23 protein-coding genes and 2 riboswitches are annotated in these 20,262 nt (G+C 41.2%); of the genes, 13 read left to right on the forward strand and 10 right to left on the reverse strand.

What is annotated here, in order from left to right; all coding sequences use genetic code 11:
• Nucleotides 1–2: 2 nt before the first annotated feature.
• The 6 genes from queF to AC1TO8_RS10385 form a co-directional block, all read right to left on the reverse strand.
• Entirely contained in the window at nt 3–500 is a 498-nt protein-coding gene (queF, locus tag AC1TO8_RS10360; protein WP_482055526.1) for a preQ(1) synthase, read from the reverse strand.
• Between the two features lie 26 nt (nt 501–526).
• Nucleotides 527–1,273, reverse strand: a complete 747-nt coding sequence (queE, locus tag AC1TO8_RS10365) for a 7-carboxy-7-deazaguanine synthase QueE (RefSeq protein WP_482055527.1) — start codon at nt 1,271–1,273, stop codon at nt 527–529.
• On the reverse strand, nt 1,270–1,779 hold the full coding sequence (queD, locus tag AC1TO8_RS10370; protein WP_482055528.1) for a 6-carboxytetrahydropterin synthase QueD: 510 nt from the start codon (nt 1,777–1,779) through the stop codon (nt 1,270–1,272). Before queD ends, queE begins: the two co-directional genes overlap by 4 nt.
• Nucleotides 1,776–2,459, reverse strand: a complete 684-nt coding sequence (queC, locus tag AC1TO8_RS10375; RefSeq protein ID WP_482055529.1) for a 7-cyano-7-deazaguanine synthase QueC — start codon at nt 2,457–2,459, stop codon at nt 1,776–1,778. The genes queD and queC overlap by 4 nt, the downstream gene beginning before the upstream one ends.
• Before the next feature lie 94 nt (nt 2,460–2,553).
• A riboswitch (PreQ1 riboswitch) is annotated at nt 2,554–2,597 on the reverse strand.
• A gap of 129 nt (nt 2,598–2,726) precedes the next feature.
• Nucleotides 2,727–3,431: an AIM24 family protein gene (locus AC1TO8_RS10380; RefSeq protein ID WP_482055530.1), complete on the reverse strand. Its 705-nt coding sequence runs from the start codon at nt 3,429–3,431 to the stop codon at nt 2,727–2,729.
• Between the two features lie 36 nt (nt 3,432–3,467).
• Nucleotides 3,468–3,896 carry a hypothetical protein gene (locus tag AC1TO8_RS10385; RefSeq protein WP_482055531.1) on the reverse strand — a complete coding sequence of 143 codons (429 nt, stop codon included), beginning with the start codon at nt 3,894–3,896 and terminating at the stop codon, nt 3,468–3,470.
• Between the two features lie 255 nt (nt 3,897–4,151).
• Between AC1TO8_RS10385 and AC1TO8_RS10390 the strand changes: the two genes are divergently transcribed.
• The 4 genes from AC1TO8_RS10390 to AC1TO8_RS10405 are packed head-to-tail and all read left to right on the forward strand — an operon-like array spanning nt 4,152 to nt 9,214.
• Nucleotides 4,152–6,224 carry a peptidoglycan D,D-transpeptidase FtsI family protein gene (locus AC1TO8_RS10390; protein WP_482055532.1) on the forward strand — a complete coding sequence of 691 codons (2,073 nt, stop codon included), beginning with the start codon at nt 4,152–4,154 and terminating at the stop codon, nt 6,222–6,224.
• 57 nt (nt 6,225–6,281) lie between these two features.
• Nucleotides 6,282–7,040 carry a Cof-type HAD-IIB family hydrolase gene (locus AC1TO8_RS10395; RefSeq protein WP_482055533.1) on the forward strand — a complete coding sequence of 253 codons (759 nt, stop codon included), beginning with the start codon at nt 6,282–6,284 and terminating at the stop codon, nt 7,038–7,040.
• A complete protein-coding gene (locus AC1TO8_RS10400) occupies nt 7,037–7,522 on the forward strand; it encodes a DUF456 domain-containing protein (protein WP_482055534.1) in 486 nt (161 codons plus the stop codon). Before AC1TO8_RS10395 ends, AC1TO8_RS10400 begins: the two co-directional genes overlap by 4 nt.
• A gap of 60 nt (nt 7,523–7,582) precedes the next feature.
• Nucleotides 7,583–9,214, forward strand: coding sequence for a putative polysaccharide biosynthesis protein (locus tag AC1TO8_RS10405; protein WP_482055535.1), 1,632 nt, complete (start codon nt 7,583–7,585; stop codon nt 9,212–9,214).
• 16 nt (nt 9,215–9,230) lie between these two features.
• Here the strand turns inward: AC1TO8_RS10405 and AC1TO8_RS10410 are convergent, their stop codons facing one another.
• Nucleotides 9,231–10,559 (reverse strand): DUF2515 family protein, encoded by a 1,329-nt coding sequence (locus AC1TO8_RS10410; protein WP_482055536.1) that lies wholly within the window; start codon nt 10,557–10,559, stop codon nt 9,231–9,233.
• Between the two features lie 116 nt (nt 10,560–10,675).
• Here AC1TO8_RS10410 and AC1TO8_RS10415 point away from each other — a divergent pair, with 116 nt between their 5' ends.
• From AC1TO8_RS10415 to AC1TO8_RS10445, 7 genes are all read left to right on the forward strand, one after another.
• Entirely contained in the window at nt 10,676–11,014 is a 339-nt protein-coding gene (locus AC1TO8_RS10415) for a thioredoxin family protein (protein ID WP_482055537.1), read from the forward strand.
• 146 nt (nt 11,015–11,160) lie between these two features.
• Nucleotides 11,161–12,078, forward strand: a complete 918-nt coding sequence (locus tag AC1TO8_RS10420; protein WP_482055538.1) for a COX15/CtaA family protein — start codon at nt 11,161–11,163, stop codon at nt 12,076–12,078.
• Between the two features lie 67 nt (nt 12,079–12,145).
• The gene (locus tag AC1TO8_RS10425; RefSeq protein ID WP_482055539.1) at nt 12,146–12,868 is read left to right on the forward strand and encodes a Cthe_2314 family HEPN domain-containing protein; all 723 of its coding nucleotides are present in this window, start codon (nt 12,146–12,148) and stop codon (nt 12,866–12,868) included.
• An 87-nt stretch (nt 12,869–12,955) separates the two neighbouring features.
• Nucleotides 12,956–13,100: riboswitch (SAM riboswitch) on the forward strand.
• 109 nt (nt 13,101–13,209) lie between these two features.
• On the forward strand, nt 13,210–14,232 hold the full coding sequence (locus AC1TO8_RS10430; RefSeq protein ID WP_482055540.1) for a methionine ABC transporter ATP-binding protein: 1,023 nt from the start codon (nt 13,210–13,212) through the stop codon (nt 14,230–14,232).
• The gene (locus AC1TO8_RS10435; protein WP_482055541.1) at nt 14,232–14,900 is read left to right on the forward strand and encodes a methionine ABC transporter permease; all 669 of its coding nucleotides are present in this window, start codon (nt 14,232–14,234) and stop codon (nt 14,898–14,900) included. The genes AC1TO8_RS10430 and AC1TO8_RS10435 overlap by 1 nt, the downstream gene beginning before the upstream one ends.
• 86 nt (nt 14,901–14,986) lie before the next feature.
• Nucleotides 14,987–15,778: a MetQ/NlpA family ABC transporter substrate-binding protein gene (locus tag AC1TO8_RS10440; protein ID WP_482055542.1), complete on the forward strand. Its 792-nt coding sequence runs from the start codon at nt 14,987–14,989 to the stop codon at nt 15,776–15,778.
• Between the two features lie 162 nt (nt 15,779–15,940).
• A complete protein-coding gene (locus AC1TO8_RS10445) occupies nt 15,941–16,705 on the forward strand; it encodes an SDR family oxidoreductase (RefSeq protein WP_482055543.1) in 765 nt (254 codons plus the stop codon).
• Between the two features lie 91 nt (nt 16,706–16,796).
• Here AC1TO8_RS10445 and AC1TO8_RS10450 read toward each other — a convergent pair whose 3' ends face one another.
• Nucleotides 16,797–17,042, reverse strand: a complete 246-nt coding sequence (locus tag AC1TO8_RS10450; RefSeq protein ID WP_438347211.1) for a NifU family protein — start codon at nt 17,040–17,042, stop codon at nt 16,797–16,799.
• Between the two features lie 81 nt (nt 17,043–17,123).
• On the opposite strand from AC1TO8_RS10450, the gene AC1TO8_RS10455 reads away from it, so the two are divergent.
• Nucleotides 17,124–17,390, forward strand: coding sequence for a YuzB family protein (locus tag AC1TO8_RS10455; protein WP_482055544.1), 267 nt, complete (start codon nt 17,124–17,126; stop codon nt 17,388–17,390).
• Here the strand turns inward: AC1TO8_RS10455 and AC1TO8_RS10460 are convergent.
• Both AC1TO8_RS10460 and mqnE read right to left on the reverse strand, forming a co-directional pair.
• Nucleotides 17,387–18,448 carry an NAD(P)/FAD-dependent oxidoreductase gene (locus AC1TO8_RS10460; RefSeq protein WP_482055545.1) on the reverse strand — a complete coding sequence of 354 codons (1,062 nt, stop codon included), beginning with the start codon at nt 18,446–18,448 and terminating at the stop codon, nt 17,387–17,389. The two genes, AC1TO8_RS10455 and AC1TO8_RS10460, sit on opposite strands and share 4 nt — an antisense overlap.
• 43 nt (nt 18,449–18,491) lie before the next feature.
• Nucleotides 18,492–19,562: an aminofutalosine synthase MqnE gene (gene mqnE / locus AC1TO8_RS10465; RefSeq protein ID WP_482055673.1), complete on the reverse strand. Its 1,071-nt coding sequence runs from the start codon at nt 19,560–19,562 to the stop codon at nt 18,492–18,494.
• A 232-nt stretch (nt 19,563–19,794) separates the two neighbouring features.
• Here mqnE and AC1TO8_RS10470 point away from each other — a divergent pair, with 232 nt between their 5' ends.
• The gene (locus tag AC1TO8_RS10470; protein ID WP_482055546.1) at nt 19,795–20,157 is read left to right on the forward strand and encodes a HesB/IscA family protein; all 363 of its coding nucleotides are present in this window, start codon (nt 19,795–19,797) and stop codon (nt 20,155–20,157) included.
• Nucleotides 20,158–20,262 lie beyond the last annotated feature (105 nt).

Consider the following 20,262-nt stretch of genomic DNA (forward strand, 5'->3'; position numbering starts at 1 on the left):
GATTATCTATTATCTATTTTCTCTGGATACATGTCGTGATTCATGAGACGATGTTGTGCCATTTCCTCATATTTCGTTCCTGGACGTCCGTAATTACAGTAGGGATCAATGGATATTCCACCGCGTGGCGTGAATTTCCCCCATACTTCAATATACTTGGGATCCATCAATGCAATAAGATCATTCATAATAATATTCATGCAGTCTTCATGGAAATCTCCATGATTACGGAAGCTGAATAGGTATAGCTTAAGAGATTTACTTTCTACCATTTTAATATGAGGGATATAACTAATATAGATTGTAGCGAAATCTGGTTGCCCGGTAATAGGACATAAGCTTGTAAATTCCGGACAGTTAAATTTAACGAAGTAATCTCGGTAAGGATGCTTGTTATCAAAGCTTTCGAGAATGGAGGGATCATACTCTGTAACATATTTCGTCCCTTGATTTCCGAGTAACGTAATGTCTTCCATTTCATTAGGTTGTCTTCCTGACATAATATATGATACCCCTTTATTGTTTATTAAACGCCGCGTTTGTTCCCCCATACTAACGTATGAAGCTGAGGCAATACCCGCACATCATTAAGAATGGAGGAATCCATTACTTTATCAATAAGCCATTCATATCGCTGTAATAGAGTAGTCGTGAGTTGAGCAGAGTCCATTGTGTGGACATCTTCGTTCCCCACTTGTAGATACATAGTAGCATCCGGATAGCGAAGATGAACCTTAACAGCATATTCCAGATCATCCTCGTTAAAAACAACCACTTTTAGACTATGGGAATAAGCTGAAGGTCGAGAATTCAAGTTATCTATAATAACATCTAATGCTTCCCATTCTGTACTCATGCCAGAACTTGGAGGCTTAGGGGACAATGTTACTTCATCAACGGTAGTGAGCCAATCTTGCCATTTGGAGCCTTGTGTTTCGACTGCAATTGTTATGTTCCGCTGGTGTAACAACTCAATTAATCTGCCAAGTTGCGGAAGTAAGGCGGGATTACCACCGGAGAGAGTCACATGTGAGAAGCGGTCTCCACCAACTTGGGTGAGTTCATCCCAGATCAGTTCAGGCGTAAGAAGCCTGATGTGTTCCTTTCCACTACCGTCCCAAGTAAAGCTTGAGTCACACCATGAGCAACGATAGTCACAGCCAGCCATACGAATGAACATCGTTTTTCTCCCGATGACCATCCCTTCGCCCTGGACGGTAGGTCCGAATATTTCAAGAACGGGAATGGGGCGATTTATCGTAGCGTTACTCACCCAATCATCCACTCCCGTCTTGCTTCGGCAAAGCTTGTAGGAGTTTCATAAAGTCGTACAAATTCTGTACGGATCTTTCTAGAGTGATTTATATCGTTCGGTTTATTGAAATGATCGGAGTTGTGCAAGGCATCTTCCATTTGCTCGAACAACCAGACGACCATATTCTCAGCGGTAGTATTCATTTTTGGTAAAGTTTCATTCAGATAACGATGGTCAAGAAAGGGCTCGATACGATCTTTCCAAATTTCTTTGATTTCTCCGAAATCAATCGTTAATCCTATATCATTAGGTATACCACTAATTCCATAGACGGCTTTGTACGTATGACCGTGTAGATTTTTACATTTCCCTTCATAGGCATGTAGGTGATGAGAGGCGTCGAAAGTGAATTCCTTACTGACGAGTACTCTTTTGCTGTGGTATCTGAGTTCATCACGTTGAATATCCCTTTCGAAGTGCTGAAGAGCATCTACGATGCGGAATTCCCCTGGTGTACGAGTCATCCTTCAGCACCACCCTTGAGTGATGCAGAATCGTTGCGTGCAACTAAATACTGATCAAGGCCTGCCTTTCGAAGCATGCATGCTGGACATTCTCCGCAGCCATCACCAATGATACCGTTATAACAAGTTAATGTACGATTCCGAATATAGTCGAATGCACCTAATTCATCAGACATTTGCCATGTTTCTGCTTTGTTCAACCACATGAGTGGAGTATGAACTACGAAATTATAATCCATAGATAGATTAAGAGTGACATTGAGAGATTTGATGAACACGTCTCTGCAGTCAGGATACCCACTGAAATCTGTTTCGCACACACCTGTAATTAAATGTCTTGCACCAATCTGCTTTGCAACGATCGCTGCGAAACTTAGAAATAGCAAGTTACGTCCATCCACGGTGGTGTTAGGAAGCTGGCCATCTTCGTGAGTGATATCAATATCGTGACGAGTTAGTGCGTTCGGAGCAAGTTGACTCAGCAGACTCATATCAAGTACGGTCTGTTTGACACCCAGATCAGCTGCAATGCTTGCTGCGCACTCAATCTCTAATTTATGACGTTGACCATAGTCGAAGGTAATGGTTTCTACCTCACTATAATTTTTCTTGGCCCAAAATAAGCATGTAGTACTGTCTTGGCCGCCGCTGAATACGACGACCGCTTTGTCGTTAATCATCACAAAAAACCTCGCAATCTTCTTTAAATTTCATAGAAGAATAGGAGATTCATGAACTGTATCCAACTCGAAAAAAGCCTCATTACATCGAATAAGGTAAATAGTTTTTTATAGAGGGAGTTCGCGAACCTCTTCCATACGGATTAGCATGGATTATCTTCAGTTATTCTAACTTATAGAGCGGTGAACTTAGAACGGCATCATTATAACATGGAAGCAGTAAATAATCACGTTATTAACTTATCCCAATGTTTATCTGACGATCTACTATTTAATGAAAATCCCTCCAAATGGGATGACTTCTCTAAGTACACGCTTGATGAAACCATCATTAGCCCACTCTTTTTCCAAGCGATGGTTTTGACGACCAGCCTGGAAAAGAACGGACCCTAGTCCAGTCATCTTCCAGTGATAGCTCATGTGCTGGCTGGCGAGTGTGTTTCCATATACGGTTAACTCAAGCTTGGCATTCTCAGGATAGGCGACCAGACTTCCAGCATCGATATAGACAGGTTCTGTAGGGTGTAGCTCAGTTTGGCACACAGGTCCTTGAGTAAGTAGGCCGAGGGTTCCTGTTCCAGAGAACTTCACTTTTATGACATCACGAGTGACGAGCATATTCTTGATTTGCAACAGCCGTGTCTGCATAGTAATGCCATCACTATAGAAGAACAGATTGCGAAAATCATAAAGGAGATCACTACCATTATGGATTTCCACTGATTTCATTGCAAAGCCAGGAGGTAGCGCTGCCACAAATTGAGAAGGACCGCTCATGTCTGATTGGATCAACTTCCCCTTGCGGTACATACGTTTCACATTCATGAAACGATCGCTGCGCCCGTTAGATGGTCCTCGATAGGAAACGATCTGTTCGGGATGAAGTATATGAATGAGATCTCCTTCTGCAAGAGAAAAGGTGACTGCTTGTCCAATGGGGGCATTACTGGGATTATCTATTCGTATATCCATGGGGTGAACCTCCTATGCAGAAGTTAAATAGACCTATCACTTATTTGAGCGCCTCATCACGAAGCGAGTCGTACGTGTAAGAATGAAATATCCTGCCGCTAGAGCTATTGCCCAAATAACGATATTTTTTATTTGAGAGTAGCGATTCTGACGTGCTATCTCTGAATCATTCAATAGTTGAACCGTCTCTGTGAGTTGTCGATTCTGTTCTATCAGTTGTGCTGTTTGTTGTTCATAGGCTTTAATATTTGCTCGGGCATCGTTTAGATCACTATAAGTCTGCTCATAGTTTTTCTTTAGCTCATTCATTTGGGCTGGAAGCCCGGAGAATATTTCTAATCCTTCATAAAAATCTGTGAAGTAATTCGCATATGTCTTTTGTGGTAGAAGAGTGATCGAAATACATAGGACAAGGATAATAACTGTAGTTATACTGAATTTACCAAGGAGAATTCGTAACTTCATATTAATCACCACCTGATGTAATGTATACGAACTATGAACTATAATAGCCAATGTTCGACAATAATCTACTTCATCTACATCTATATTAATATAAGTTAGAAGAAAATACATTATGTTTGATTCGGCATATATATAACCTGAGATGAAGAACGTGGTAAAGGTGAAGGTGGCTTTGATTTATGTTAGAATAAGAAAGACATTTTTCGTAAAATTGAACAACTTTTAAGTAGGCTAAAGTTAAAGGAGGGTGAGCCGGTGAGTGATTACGTGCCGGATCGGGTACAGGAAGAATCGCCCAAACATAAGAATAGTTTTAACTTGAGGATTAATTTGTTTTTCTTCAGCACATTTCTTATATTTTGCGTCATTATTATACGGCTAGCTATATTACAATTTGTGGAAGGACCTACGTTAAAAGGGGAAGAAACAAGTAGAGATGTGAAGAATGTGCCTATCGCCCCGGCACGCGGAAGTATTCGAGATGCCACGGGTATAAAGTTGGCGTATTCTAAACCGGTTCAATCTTTATATATTACTTTACAGAGTAATTATAGTGATAAACCAGATGGGGAGAAACGAGATAATTATCCGGAAATAGAGAAGCTGGCTGAGGGGATTGCAGCAGCATTCGCGGAGTTTAAAGATGCTGATGGTGGGAACTTAACGAAAGAAGACGTTCTAACAGCGATGGATTTGAATAATAAATTGTATTTCGGATTTATTCCTAGACGTATTAAGATGGGACTTAATGATAAAGAGATCGCTTATTTCATGGAACATAAGACGGAATTCCCAGGAATAAGCGTTATTGAGGAGAACGTTCGACAATATGATCTGGACACCGTCGCTGTTCAAACGATTGGCTACATCAAAGATTTCAAAAGATCTAAAACGTTAGACAAATATCAAAATATTAATGAAGAGATGAGAAACGGTACACAGACTGACCCGGGACTCATGTATGGAGAATCCGAGTTCGTTGGGTTTGATGGCTTAGAATTGATGTATCAAGATGAACTTCGAGGTAAGAACGGTTATCTGAAGATACCGGTTGATCCACGTAATATGCCTGAAGGTATCGACGAGATAGTACCTCCGGAAAAAGGACATGATGTATGGTCAACGATTAATAAGGAGATTCAAGTGAAGACTGAGCAAGCGATTATGGACCAATTAGATTGGTTACATAAGAATCCTGTATCTGGGAAACTTCATAAGGATGCGACCACTGGCTTCGCGGTAGCTATGGAAGTGAAGACGGGTAATGTCGTAGCTATGGCAAGTATGCCGGACTATGATACAAATGTGTGGAGTTCGGGTAACATTTCATCAGAAGATTGGTCTGGCAAGGTAGAATATATTTATCAGAATGGAACAATTCGTTCTTTTAATCCTGGTAAAAAAGGAACTCATCCTGAATCTGTTGTCCTTTTGGGCTCCACGATTAAACCTCTTTCTGTGTTAATTGGATTAAATGAAGGTTTCTTCTCAAGAAACTATACGTATTATGATAAAGGTGCAGCCTATTTCGGTAAAGTAGGGCATCAGGCAAGAGTTCAAAACTCAGGTGGAACTGTCTATGGTGCTATGGATCCAGCGAGAGCGATAGAGAAATCCTCGAATGCCTTTATGGTCGATATGGTGGGTAAACCTCTCACTAATAAGTATGGAGCGGACGCCATCGATGAATGGGATAGATACATGAAGGAGTTCGGACTTGGCGTTGTGACGGGCAGTGGTCTGCCTGGTGAATACAGAGGGTGGCGTGAGTATGTTGATGTGAAGGCGGCGGGAAGTACCCAGTCTGCTATGGCATATGCATCATTCGGTCAAGGTGGGAAGTATACAACGCTACAGCTTGCCCAATTTACAGCAACACTCGCTAATGAAGGTCAACGAATAAAGCCACAGCTCGTTAGTAAAATAACCGATAGTGATGGAAATATTGTTCAAGAATTCGGTCCTGAAGTATTAAATGTTGTTAATAATGGTGTTAATTTCGATAAATCATATTGGAATGTAGTTAAGAAAGGTATGAATAGTAGCGTGTCCGCTTTCAATAACTTTCCATACGACTTTGCTAGGAAGACGGGTACATCAACGCAGACAGTTGGTCCTAAGTCAGTGGATAACGGCGTATTTATCGCTTATGCGCCACGAGAAAATCCGGTATTAGCTGTCGCTGTGATGATTCCTGAGGGCGGATTTGGATCGAATAGTGCGGCTCCAATCGCACGGAAAATATTTGATGCGTATGATGAGGTTTATGGATTAGATGGAATACCTAAACCAAAGAAAGATATTACAGTTGATGATAATCCACAATAATGAACATCCTATAGCACAAGGTAGATGTTGGGATATTATGACAGGAGTGAGCGCGCCATGAACACAAAGTATAAATTGCTGGCATTGGATATGGACGGTACACTTTTGAATGACGAAGAGAAGATTTCATTAGAAACGATGAAATGGATTAGACAGGCGACTGAACATGGGGTGCATGTATGCCTATCAACTGGGAGGTCCTTCACAAGTGCCCTTCCTTATGCGGAACAATTAGGCCTTGATACCCCGATGGTTACAGTTAACGGGGGTGAGGTCTGGAGTGCTCCACATAAGCTTCATCGACGTTCTTTACTTGACGTTCCAAGGCTCAAGGAGCTACATGAGATCGCCATGGAGATGGATACTTGGTTCTGGGCATACGCAGTTGATACCGTATATAACAAAGAACATTGGATTAAGCAGCCACTAGAAGATAGTGAATGGCTGAAATTCGGTTACTATACGGAGGATAATGATGTTAGACATCGTATTCTTATGAAGCTACAAGACATGGATGGTCTTGAGATAACGAACTCATCCCCTTTCAACCTTGAAATTAATCCTAAAGGAGTCAATAAGGCTACTGGTATTGCTGAAGTATGTAGGTTACTACATATAGATATGTCTGAAGTAATCGCTGTTGGTGATAGTTTGAACGATTTGGCCGCTATTCAGCAATGTGGCTTAGGAGTAGCGATGGGGAATGCGCAGCAACATGTGCAGGATGAAGCAGATGTTGTCGTAGCAAGCAACAATGATGATGGTATCGTGGAAGTAATCAAAAATATTATTTTTGAGGGGCTAAACGGTAAATGACGATACTCGGGTGGAGTTTGATTATTGTTTTGTTTATTGTGGGACTTGCTGGAGCGATATATCCTATTCTACCGGGTGCACTCGCCATTTATTTAGCGTTCTTTGTCTATGGTTGGTTCTTTCATTTTGATTCTTTTGGAGTATGGTTCTGGATCATCCAGACGTTAATTGTGGTCGTATTATTTGTTGCTGATTATGTTGTAGGAGCGTGGGGGACTAAAAAGTTTGGGGGCTCACGTAAATCAGTCATTCTCAGCACCATTGGAGTCATTGTTGGTCCATTCGTGATTCCAGCTTTCGGTCTCATTATTGGCCCGTTTCTAGGGGCATTTATCGGTGAACTTCTGTCCGGTTCAAATGTATCGAAGTCTGCAAAAGTGGGCGTTGGCTCATTAGTAGGGCTATTTAGCAGTATGGTCATGAAGATCATCCTGCAAATTGCCATGGTTATCATCTTCTTCATTTGGATCATCGTGTATTAATGAACGGATGTAATGCTCGCAATTGGAGCTGTCTTGTCGTGAGAAAGTAGGGGAACGAGTTTGGTAAAGAAAGAATCTTTTGTTAAAGGAACACTTATTCTAGCAGCGGCAGCCTTGATCGCACGTGTTCTCGGTTTGGCACAGCGAGTACCACTGGAACATATGCTTGGTGATATTGGTAATGCTTCATTTACGATTTCCAATAGCATTTATTTGATGTTATTGACAGTAGCAACTGCTGGAATCCCGAGTACACTAAGCAAGATGGTATCCGAGCGCTATGCATTGGAGAAACCACATGAGGCACAGAGAATTTATCATGCGGCCTTAATCTTCTCTGCGGTCATGGGGGTTCTCATGACGGTTCTCCTGTACGTGGGTGCACCGTATTACGCTGCCAGCACGCACACACCTGAAGCAACCCTTGCTATTCGTACTTTGGCACCTGCACTCTTGTTGTTTCCTACCATTGCTATGATGCGTGGCTATTTCCAAGGTCGTAACAATATGATGGCTGGTGGTCTCTCGCAAATTGTGGAGCAAATTGCAAGAGTAGGAACGGCACTCATACTGGCATATGTGTTGCTACGAATGGATTACGATGATAGCTTGATTGCTGCCGGGGCATCGTTCGGAGGAGTGTTCGGTAGTATTGGTGCATTTGGGGTTATGTTATATTTCACAATCAAAATACGTAAACAGGATCGCACACTTCATCTTCAAGAGGGTCAAGGTTCGTCGATTCCTCTGATGCGTATTTATAAAGATATATTTACATTATCGATACCTATTGTATTGACCTCGTTAGCTGTTCCGGCTGTGAACTTTATTGATACTTCTATTATTAAAGATTTGCTAATAGGGCAGTCAGGAGATGCTTACGCAACTCAAGCTCTAGCTATTCTCGGAAGTCGGGCACAGCCAGTAGCAGGTATTCCTCCAATTCTAGCTATCGCCCTTAGTACATCACTGATACCAATCATATCAGCTGCATTTGCTCGCAGGGATCAGCCTTATCTCAAACAACAAATTACATTAGCTATGAGAATTGCCATTCTAACAGGAATGCCAATGGTTATCGCACTATGTGTGGCATCATATTCTGTCAATGGTCTGTTGTTTAGTAACTTAGATGGTAGTGGGATTATTATGTTGCTTACATTCGGAACGATATTCCAGATCACGATGATGACTTCTAATTCAATATTACTCGGCGTGAGTAAAGCGAGAGTGTCGATGGTCAACGTTATGATTGGTGTCGTTGTGAAGCTTGCAGCCAGTTATGCTCTAGCTCCATTCTTTGGAATCTATGGTATTATCGCAGCAACGGGACTTTGTTTCTTAGTAATTACGCTTCTCAACCTTAGACTCCTTAAGGTGATCGTGCCTTTCACGATCCTTGGGAAACGCTGGGTTAGCTTCATGATAACGATTATTGTGTCAGCTGGAGCGGGGTATGGACTGAATCAAGCTGGAATCCAACTTGTACATATCATGCCAGATAGATTAGCTTATCTAATCACCTGTTTAGTTGTAGGAGTCGCTGTCGTTATTATTTACTTGGTTCTGCTTATTGTACTTGGGGTACTGCGTCAAGATGAATTAACCAGCTACCCTCGCATGTTACAGAAGGTATTCTCACCACTTATGACTCTGCAACCGAAGCGTATTCGCAATCGTGCGAATAGTTGACACTGAAAGATTTACATTAATTAAAGTTTCTTATGATATCGTGTGCTAATGCTGCCTTTTGCAATGCGGCTCGGTGATCGTGACTCATCTCAATTAGAATAGGTCTCGAAGGTTTGGAGATATAATGGGTAATATTCTTGTCTTTAAGCCAATCGTATCGGGGAATGGGATCATAGGGCATATCGAACCACACGTCATTTAGAACGGGACTGTAAATACGTTGTCCTGACGATAGCCATTCATGATCTAACAGCTGTGAGCTCTCTAAGGGGGAGTTCACAGCTGTCTCTTTATCTGTAGTAAATAAATGTGGCCAATACTCGCTTCTTGAGCCCTGATGAATCATACTGTTTGCATATGAGGTAACTCGATCTAGGACGTCACTGTATCCGAAAAGAAGACCATATAATGATTTGCCAAGATTGATTCGTTCTTCGATATCTTTGAAACTTTCTAATACCAGACCTACGAGTCCTGGAGACGGGCTAGGATCAGCACACTCCTTGCTATTAGAAGGATTAATCTCGGCTAGAGGGAAGAGAATTTGATTCACATGGGCTAGATGATTGATCTTATATGCTGAACTCTGGAAGATCCTTTTCTGGAAAAAGGGTTGTTGAATGACTCGATCCTCAATATAATGTTGCTCGTTAATAATTAAACCTACAGCGAGCAACGCACCGTTCCGATCAAGCCAGAAATGATTCCAAAAGGAATCCATGAACGTAGATACATGGAAATGTGGTAGGAGATGGAAGAAGCTGCAACCATGTTGCCTACTGTGCAGGTAGAGTTGAAGTTGAGGATAGGCATCTTGAAAAATAAGAGCATTGCAGCGTTCTAACATTCGGTAGATGTCATCTCTGAGAGATGAATCTGTCAGATCGGCCATTAAGCCACCTTTCAGGTCGCTCATGTTCCAACCTGCATTGCGAGATACCATGTGGGCTAATAAGGCCCAATGTAGTTCAGGATAGGCCTCATAGCAATGAAGATAGGCTTGAGTACGTGTGATGTTACTCTGGTTGGCGGTAGTTGTAGCGATTTGTATTTCATGTATGATGTGATGTTCTAAATCCGTTAAGGATCGATGAAGTTCTTTGTCCAAGTGAATATGATTATCTCGGTAGCGATTCAAGTCGTCTAGTGCTCTGTCTACTTGATCTCTTATTATTTGTGCAGTTGCCTCGTTCCATCCTAAGGTCCTACGATGTTTGTGAAATGGGCGTGATAATTTCCAGCAGGCATATCTACCCTTTAACATCTCAGTAGCTTGCTGTGGAAGAGTTCTTACAAGGCTCAACGTATTGATGAATGAGTGGGTATTCGAATGCTTGTTCGACATATTTGAACATCCTTTCTAAGGATCTGTCTTTATGGTCAGTATGGCTCAAAAGTTTGACTTCCACTCCCCATTTTGGTTCACTTATATAAAAAGAAGAGTAGAAAGGGTTGAATTGGATGGAAAAGGTAAATTCGAAAGAACAATTTGACGCATCTATACAATCTCCAAATTTAACGGTTGCCATATTCAAAGCAGATTGGTGCTCTGATTGTAAGTATATTGAGCCGTTTATTGGTGAGGTTGAGGAGAAGTTCTCACAACAATTAACGCTCATAGAAGTCGATATAGAACAAGTTGGAACGGTGAGCGAGGAACAGAATATTATGGGTATACCAAGTTTTGTTGCGTACGCAGACGGAAGGGAACTCGTTCGCTTTGTAAATAAAATTCGCAAATCACGTGAAGAAATTGAACAGTTTCTGCAAACAGCCATAAACGTGTATAACACGATATAGTAAACAAAAGATTTACATCACTTCTATAAAAGATAGGGGTGGTGTTTTTCTATTTATGAATGGGATTTCCGCAAAGGAACTATGGTAGGATACATTTATAGGTTATAATAAAAAAGCAAAAATAATTAGATCAGCAGGTGAACATATTGAATACGAAACAATTAAAATGGCTTAGTTATGTAACGTTTTTCGTGATGTTTTTTGCCACCTTTGGTGGTACGGTTGTATCGAGAACAGGATCAGGGTTGGGATGCGGCCAAGAATTTCCGCTATGCCACGGTAAGTTTGTCCCGGCACATACGGTTGAATCATTCATTGAGTATTCACACCGATTGGTGAGTGGACTAGCTGGTTTATTAGCATTGGCGGTCGTTATTGCTTTTTGGTTATATAACAGACGTCGTGATTTAAGGGCGTATGCTGTGATGACACTAATATTCGTATTGGTTCAAGCTGTTATGGGGGCTCTTACAGTCATTTATGATCAATCCTCTGCCGTAAAAGCGTTACACTTTGGCTTCTCATTGATCGCCTTTGCAAGTGCGCTAATGCTCGCGCTAGGAATACGTAGAGTACATAAATCGAAGGGTGACCTAGATTTTGTTAGAATGCAGCGGGTAAGTTCAACTTTCAAAAATATGACCTGGATTACGACCGGATATTGTTACGTTGTTGTATATATTGGTGCTTATGTCAGTCATTCTGATTCGTCTGGGGGATGCTCAGGCTGGCCACTCTGTAATGGAGAATGGATACCGGAACTGTCGGGTGGGGTTGGGATCGCCTTTATTCATCGATTAGCTGCGTTACTTTTATTTATTATGGTCGCGACGCTGGCGCATTTGGCATATCATGGGAATCACGGGAATCGGGAATTGCAAATGTTGGGTATTTCGGCTGTCATTCTATGTCTTATGCAAGTATTAAGTGGTGCAGGGCTTATCTACACTTTGGGCAATGCTGAGCTCTATATATTTGCAGCTTTACTTCATAATCTGCTCGTGTCCTCTTTATTTGGTGTACTGTGTTATCTTAGTGTTAGAGTCTGGCAATTAAGAAAGTAGAGACGAACTGTGATTCGTAAATCTTCAATCCGATGGACAGACTATACCGTATATAGGGGGTATTACTATGCTGAGAGAATTACTTGGAGACACGTCAATGGAAGAAAGTAATCCCTTATTGGAGAATGCTTATGTTGCGATGAAGAAGGCGACTCACTTGCTACAGCAAGAAATGAATCGTTATAAGGACCCAACCCATAACCTACGTAAAATAGAGGTGTGGACTCGTGGTCTTATATCGTCCTTGACTGAGTTGGAACAAAGCTACTCTGTATCATTCTATTTCAGGAAATCTGTAACAGCTGGATATATGGATGATATGACCTCAGATGAGCAACTCGCGTACTCTCGGTATGTTTATTTCTATAAGAACGGGTTTATCCGTGTATTTGCTCTTCTAGATAAACTAGGTACCGTGTTAAATGAAATTTATGATTTACGAACAGCAAAGGTTAAGTCTCAGTATTCTTTCTTTACGGTGTTACGACAATTTCCACGTAATAAGAAGCATAGTTCACTAGGGGTGATGCTGACTTCTATCAAGGAAGAATACCGTGAGCCGCTTAGAATTCTTAGAAAACGAAGAAATTCAGAAATTCATTATATGAATATGGAAATGCAAGATGATCTATGGCAACGACATCATGGACTTCATGATAAGCTTACACTAGAAGATCTGGACATGCATTTGCTAGAACTAAAGCAAGGTCTAGATATGATCTGTAGAACGCTCTCCACTGTTTATCTTTATACAAACAAACAATGGATAGATAAGTCCATCAGGACTTGATTGTTTATTTGATATTATGGAATAAAAATACTTTTGACAAACTTTCAGAAAGATCATATAATAACAACAATTAATTTCATACGTTTTTTCTTATCAAGAGTGGCGGAGGGATAGGCCCGATGAAGCCCGGCAACCGGTTTGTATGAACAGGGATAAATGTCCCTCAATATCTGCAAATGTCATGGTGCTAAATCCTTCAGAACCGTGTTATATCGGCGCTGACAGATGAGAAGGCTTCGTCTTTACATAAAGAGCGCCCTTTTTCATTCTGAAAAATGGGCTTTTTATATTGTTTGATATTTATACTATTGTCACATCGAACGTGAAAGGAGGGCTTGAGCTTGATTGAATTAAAGCAATTAACAAAGGAGTACGGCAAAGGTAATCGTGTAACGACGGCATTAGCTGGACTTGATCTTTCGGTTGAAAAGGGAGAAATATTCGGGGTTATCGGTCATTCCGGTGCTGGAAAAAGTACGCTTATACGATGTATTAACTTGCTTGAACGACCAACATCAGGTGAAGTATGGGTGAATGGCGTTAATCTGACCTCTTTGAGAACGAAGCAATTGCAGGCTGAGCGTCGTAAAATAGGTATGATTTATCAACATTTCAATCTGCTCTCTTCGGCGACCGTCTATGATAATATTGCATTTCCATTGCGCCTTGTTCACACATCTAACAGTAATATTGAGACGAAAGTGAATGAATTACTTACTCTTGTTGGTCTAGAAGATCATCGTGATAAATATCCGGCACAGCTATCTGGTGGGCAGAAGCAGCGTGTAGGTATAGCACGTGCATTGGCAAGTGATCCAGAAGTGTTGTTATGTGATGAGGCAACATCCGCATTGGACCCGCAAACAACGAACTCTATTTTGAAACTATTGCTGGATATAAATAAGAGATTCAACTTAACGATCGTACTTATTACGCATGAAATGCATGTCATTCAGAGTATTTGTGATCGCGTAGCTGTTATTCATCAAGGCGGTATTGTAGAGCAGGGCACAGTGTCAGATGTATTTCTTAACCCACAACATCACATCACACGTGACTTTACACGGGGAGATCTGGATCATAGCGACTTACTTAAACAAGCAGTAAATATGAGTTCTATATACCCTCTAGTTTCTCAAGTTGCTAAGATTACTTTTCTAGGTGGGAAAACCTACGAATCTATTCTTTCAAGAACAGTGAGAGAGACAGGAGTAGATTTTGCCATCCTACAAGGGACGATATCTACTCTGAAAGATACCCCTTATGGTCAACTTATTGTTCGACTTGAAGGTGAGTCGGCTGATATTTCTAAAACAATGGATAAGCTAGTAAGTCAAGGGCTTGACGTGGAGGTGATAGGCTGATGTGGGGATTAGATTTCTCTAAGGTAGAATGGAACGAGATTGCAATTGCTATTGTCGATACATTGAAGATGTTAGGAGCGTCTGCTGTATTTACATTTATTATTGGACTTCCATTAGGTATTTTTCTCTATCTTGCCGGACGATCTTCTGATCGTAAAGTCTATTTCGTATATTCAATCCTTTCGGTCATTGTGAATATATTACGCTCGGTACCTTTTATCATTCTAATCGTTGCTATGATTCCCATTACAAGACAGATTGTTGGGGTGTCGATGGGGGTATTAGGGACGATCCCTCCACTCGTTGTTGGGGCGGCTCCATTCTTTGCGAGACTCGTTGAGACGTCTCTTGGTGAAGTGGATCGTGGTGTGATTGAGGCTGCAGAGGGAATGGGTGCTTCGATAGAGCAGATTATTATGCGTGTACTGTTACCGGAAGCTAGACCAGGTCTATTGGCAGCGATGACGATTACAATCGTTACTCTCGTCTCCTACACGGCGATGTCGGGTATGGTGGGTGGAGGGGGTCTTGGAGACCTGGCCATTCGATATGGCTATTACCGTTATGAAATGGAAGTTATGATTATATCTGTGTTGTTAATGGTTATACTTGTTCAGTGTCTACAAATGGCAGGCGATCGTCTTGTGCGTCATTTTACACGAAAGTAAGAATTTCATTCATATGGCATCAACCGAATATCTATTCGGACGCATATATATCACATTATTCATATCAAAGAAAAGGGGAATTACAAATGAAAAAATGGTCACTTGCTTTTCTTAGTTTGTCACTAGTTGTTGTATTGGCTGCTTGTGGTAACAAATCATCAGATACATTGAAAGTTGGGGCAAGCTCTGTACCTCATGCCGAAATTCTAAAGCATATTCAAACAGAATTAGAAAAAGATGGCGTAAAGTTAGAGATCATCGAATTCACAGATTATGTTCAACCTAATACTCAATTGTTCGAGAAGCAATTGGATGCGAACTTCTTCCAACACCAACCGTATCTTGATAGTGAGAATGGGAAACGCTCAATGGATCTAGTATCCATCGTAGCTGTACACATTGAGCCTCTAGGTGGATATTCTAGTACAATTAAATCAATCAATGATCTGCCAGACGGTGCTAAGGTTGCAATTCCGAATGATGCTACCAATGGAGGGCGCGCTCTTAGTTTGTTAGCTAATAACGGTCTAATCACGCTAAGTGATCCGGATAAAGTGGAAGCGAAGATAAGTGATATTACTGATAACCCGAAGAATCTTAAAATTACTGAACATGATGCTGCTATTCTACCACGTCAATTGGAAGAAGTGGATCTTGCAATCATTAATACGAACTTCGTACTAGATGCTGGATTAGATCCTGTGAATGATGCATTGATTATCGAAGGTAAAGATAATCCATATGCGAACATATTGGTTGCTCGTCCAGATAATAAAGACTCAGAAGCAATCCAGAAGCTAGCGAAAGCACTAACTTCCGACGATGTGAAGAAATTTATTGAGGATGAGTATAAAGGAGCCGTGCTTCCAGCATTCTAATTGATACTTTTATGTGCTAAAAACCAGACCTTTTGAACTCGAATTTATAGTGATTTTCTTATAATCCCACAGAACGATTTTTAGTTCTGTGGGATTATATTTGTAGAGGGCTATTAAATCTTCTATAATTAATGGATGACCACTCTTTGAGGAGGGAAAGCTTTGAATGGAAGAGTAGCCCTGATTACCGGAAGTGCGAAGGGACTAGGTAAGAGAACAGCACTAACCTTGGCGGACCAAGGCTGCAATATCGTCCTTAATTATGTTCATAGTGCGAATGAAGCAGAGGAATTACGTAGCATTATTGAGCGCAAGGGGGTACAGTGTATCGCTATTGCGGCTGACATTTCTGAGCCCAAACAAATCGAGAGATTGGTAGATCAAGTGAACACGCAATTCGGTGGTACAGATATCATCGTGAATAATGCGGGTCCTTTTATAAGGGAAAGGCGTTCATTTCTAGAGTATACCCAAGCGGAGATCATAGCTCTTATTCATGGTAATTTACTTGGTGCGATGTTGCTTGATCATATGGTTATTCCTTCTATGCGGAAGAAGAAGTGGGGAAGAATTATCCACTTTGGCTTCGGACATGCAGGTGAAGCGAGAGCTTGGCCTCATCGTGCGGTGTATGCAGCAGCCAAGACAGGGTTGGTCTCGTTCACGAAGACATTAGCTGTAGAAGAGGCGCCTTATGGAATTACGGTTAATATGGTGTGTCCTGGAGATATTAGAGGAATGAATAAAGAGAAGTCCATTGCAGAAGTTGAAGACATAGTGGATCTAGAGACTCCTAATGGAAGACCTGGTAGTGGTGAGGATATTGCCCGAGTTATTCAATATTTGTGTCAGGAAGATTCCGACTTCATAACGGGTAATATTATGGATATTACGGGTGGGCTTGATCCCATTAGACCATGGGTATAAATTGCATAAAAAAAAGTCTTGGTCTCTTCTATAAATGAAGACCAAGACTTTCTCTAAATATGATGAAGATTTCTTACTTTAGAAATTTGGTTTAGAATACTTGGATTACATCCTGAATGTCATCAACCTCTTCAAGGAGAGCACGTTCTATACCAGCTTTCAAAGTAATAGTGGAGCTCGGACAACTGCCGCATGCCCCCACCAATCTTAGTTTTACGATACCATCTTCTACGTCGACCAATTCTACGTCACCGCCATCACGTTGAAGAAACGGACGAAGTTTATCTAATACATCCAATACTTCATCATACATGGTGCTTTGTGCGTTTTCACTCATAGTGTTCAACTCCTTCCTATATACTCATTATAGTACAAATGCAGACAAAAACAAAACAGAAAGTAAAGCAGGTGGAACCAATTGAGACCGATTATTGAATTTTGTACGAATAATTTACATTTTGGTACGGATAAAATCATGGCAGAGCTAGAGCTTAACCTTGATTATGACGTTGTTGAATATGGATGTCTAACGAATTGCGGCCAATGTTATATGATGCCATATGCTATGGTAGATGGTGAAATTGTGTCAGCGGAGACTGCGGAAGAACTCCGTACTGCTATTATGGCAAAAATTAAAGAAGCTGAAGCATGGGAAGAGCTGGATCTGGATCTGGATCTAGATTAACCAAAGTGCCGTTTAGACATCCAAAGAACGCCACTCTTTAATATACGGGGAACACGCCCCATAACAGAGGATTTACCCATGAGTCCGAAACCAGCCTTTTTACCGAGAGCGCCGAGAGTGCCCTTTAAGCGAATGGGTTGTAATTTAGGAGTTTCTCCACGCCATAACGAATGAATAACCTCGGCGACTTGCTCGGCTTGAGCACCAGCGGCCTGTGCGCTTGGTGCGAATGGCAGGCTTGCACAGTCTCCAATAACATAAACTTCAGGGTGTTGAGCGATTTGGGAATAACTATTTAGAATAATACGCCCACCGCGGTCTTTGACCACTTGAAGATCTTGTACGATTTGGACAGGTTGAATACCCGCAGTCCATATCGTTACATCACTATGAATGATTTCAGAACCATTATAGATGACACCATCTTCCACTCGCTCGACTGAAATAAGGGAACGAATATCTACGTGGTGGACTTTGAACCAGTGTTCTACATAAATAGACAACTTAGAGGGAAAAGTAGAGAGAATACGACTTGGGCGGTCAAGAATAGAAATATTCAGATCGGGTCTACTTTCTCTTAATTCGGCTGCTAACTCAACTCCGCTAAGACCGCCTCCCACAATGTTCACACGACCGTAAGGTGAGAGATCATTAAGTTGTCGATAAGTTTTACGGGTATTGGAGAACGATTGGATACTATTTGTATATTGCTCGGCACCTTCAATTCCGTGGTAACTATCTGTGCTACCAAGAGCTATGACAAGATATTCATATGAAATGTCCTCGGCGTGTGCTATATGGATAGTTTTGTTGTCTAAATCAATGGAAGTAACTTCGCCATATTGGATTCTGAGTTGCGGATGCTTGGGAAAAGGGACCCGAAGATCAATATCTGCAGCGGTACCTGCAGCCAAGGCATAATATTCTGTTTTAAGTCCTTGAAAGGGCATTCGATCTATTAATATGACTTCAACATCATCAGGTAGGTGGTGATTGATAAGACCTTGTATAATTGCTTGACCACCATATCCACCACCAAGAATAACTAGTTTCCTCATGAATGCCTCGTCCCCTTTATCTACTCAGATTATGGGTGAATAATTATTCGTACACTTGGATTTCGTTATAGAAAGTATCGCGTTCAACGGGAATTCGTCCAGCACCTTTAATAAGCCAGATTAATTCTTTGCGTGTCAATCCTTCTGGGGTTAAAGCACCAGCTGCATGACTAATACGTTCATTTATGATTGTACCGTGAACGTCAGAAGCGCCAAAGCTTAAGGCCATTTGAGTCAATTGGGCCCCTATATTAATGAAGTATGCTTTGATATGGTCAATGTTATCCAACATTAATCGGCTAATGGCAATGGTCTTGAGATCCTCATAGGCAGAATTACGTCGCATAATACCAGCGTTTCTATTCTTGGGTTGCATGGACAGTGGAATGAATACCATAAATCCGTTCGTTTCATCCTGAAGTTCACGTATTTGAACCATATGTTTAATGCGATCTTCATGACTTTCAATAGAGCCATATAACATCGTCGTGTGTGTCTTCATTCCCAATCGATGAGCTGAACGATGGACGTCTAAATACTGCTCAACATTGGCTTTATCGACCTTCATCTTTTGACGATATTGATCGGAAAGAATTTCAGCTCCGCCACCTGTTAGAGACTTCAGACCCGCTTGCTGAAGCTTCTGAAGTACCTCAGTAGTACTAAGACCGCTTATACGTGTAAAGAACTCGATCTCGGCTGCGGTATATGCCTTTAAGGTGACGTCAGGATAATGATCAGTTAAGGTTTGTAAAGAGTCCACATAGTATTGGAAAGGGACATGGGTATTATGACCTCCAACAATATGAAACTCGCGGATACCAGGATGAATATGCTGATTCACGTGTTGAACCATTTCTTCGCCTGAGAGGGTATAAGATCCTTCTTCTCCTTGATCTTTACGGAAGTTACAGAAGGCACAATAGGACTCACATACATTAGTAAAGTAAAGACTCATATTCTCAATAAAATATACCTTTTTTCCATTCTTACGAAGATTGACTTGGTTCGCAAGTTGTCCAAGGGTCAATATATCATCTGTTTGATAGAGATAAATACCATCTTCAATCGTTAAACGTTGTCCTAATTGTACCTTTTCTATAATGGCAGCCATGTGTTGATCTGTATTAGGTGTAGTAAGTGTAGTAAGTGTAGTAAGTGTAGACACAATAATTCCCCCTGTTCAATCGAATTCATACTATCTTATTATAGACCTACCTTTAAGTAGTCGCAATATGAATAGAAATGAATAGGTAGACGGAGAAGAACTATTTAGTCTGTACTCACTTGAGGGTAAATGCGTTGTGCAGTATAATTGATGTATGACTCAAAAGGAGGCTGAAATAATGATTAATATAAGTGATCTAGCTACAGATAGACTGAAAGTGATGTTATCAGAACAAGAAACACCGAATATGTTCCTAAGACTTGGCGTGCAAGCTGGTGGTTGCAGTGGTTTCTCATATGCAATGGGATTTGATGATGACGAGGCTGAGAATGACATATATATGAATGTTAATGATATGAAGATCGTCGTTGACAAGGAAAGCTTGATCTATCTTGATGGACTCGAAATCGACTTCGAGGAATCCGGCATGACAGGTGGTTTCACCATCAATAACCCGAATGCATCCGCTACGTGTGGGTGTGGCTCAAGCTTCCGTACGGCGTTGGATGCAGGCAAGCCTGCTCCTGAGGGCGAGTGTTAATAAGGGGATAGAGCGTTTTGAGGAGAGAGTAAGGGATGTATTCATGCGTGAATTTTGATCTGAACGGTATACAATAAAAGCCACTTGATTCGGAAGGTAAATCTT

Source organism: Paenibacillus sp. Y859 (genome assembly GCF_056786405.1).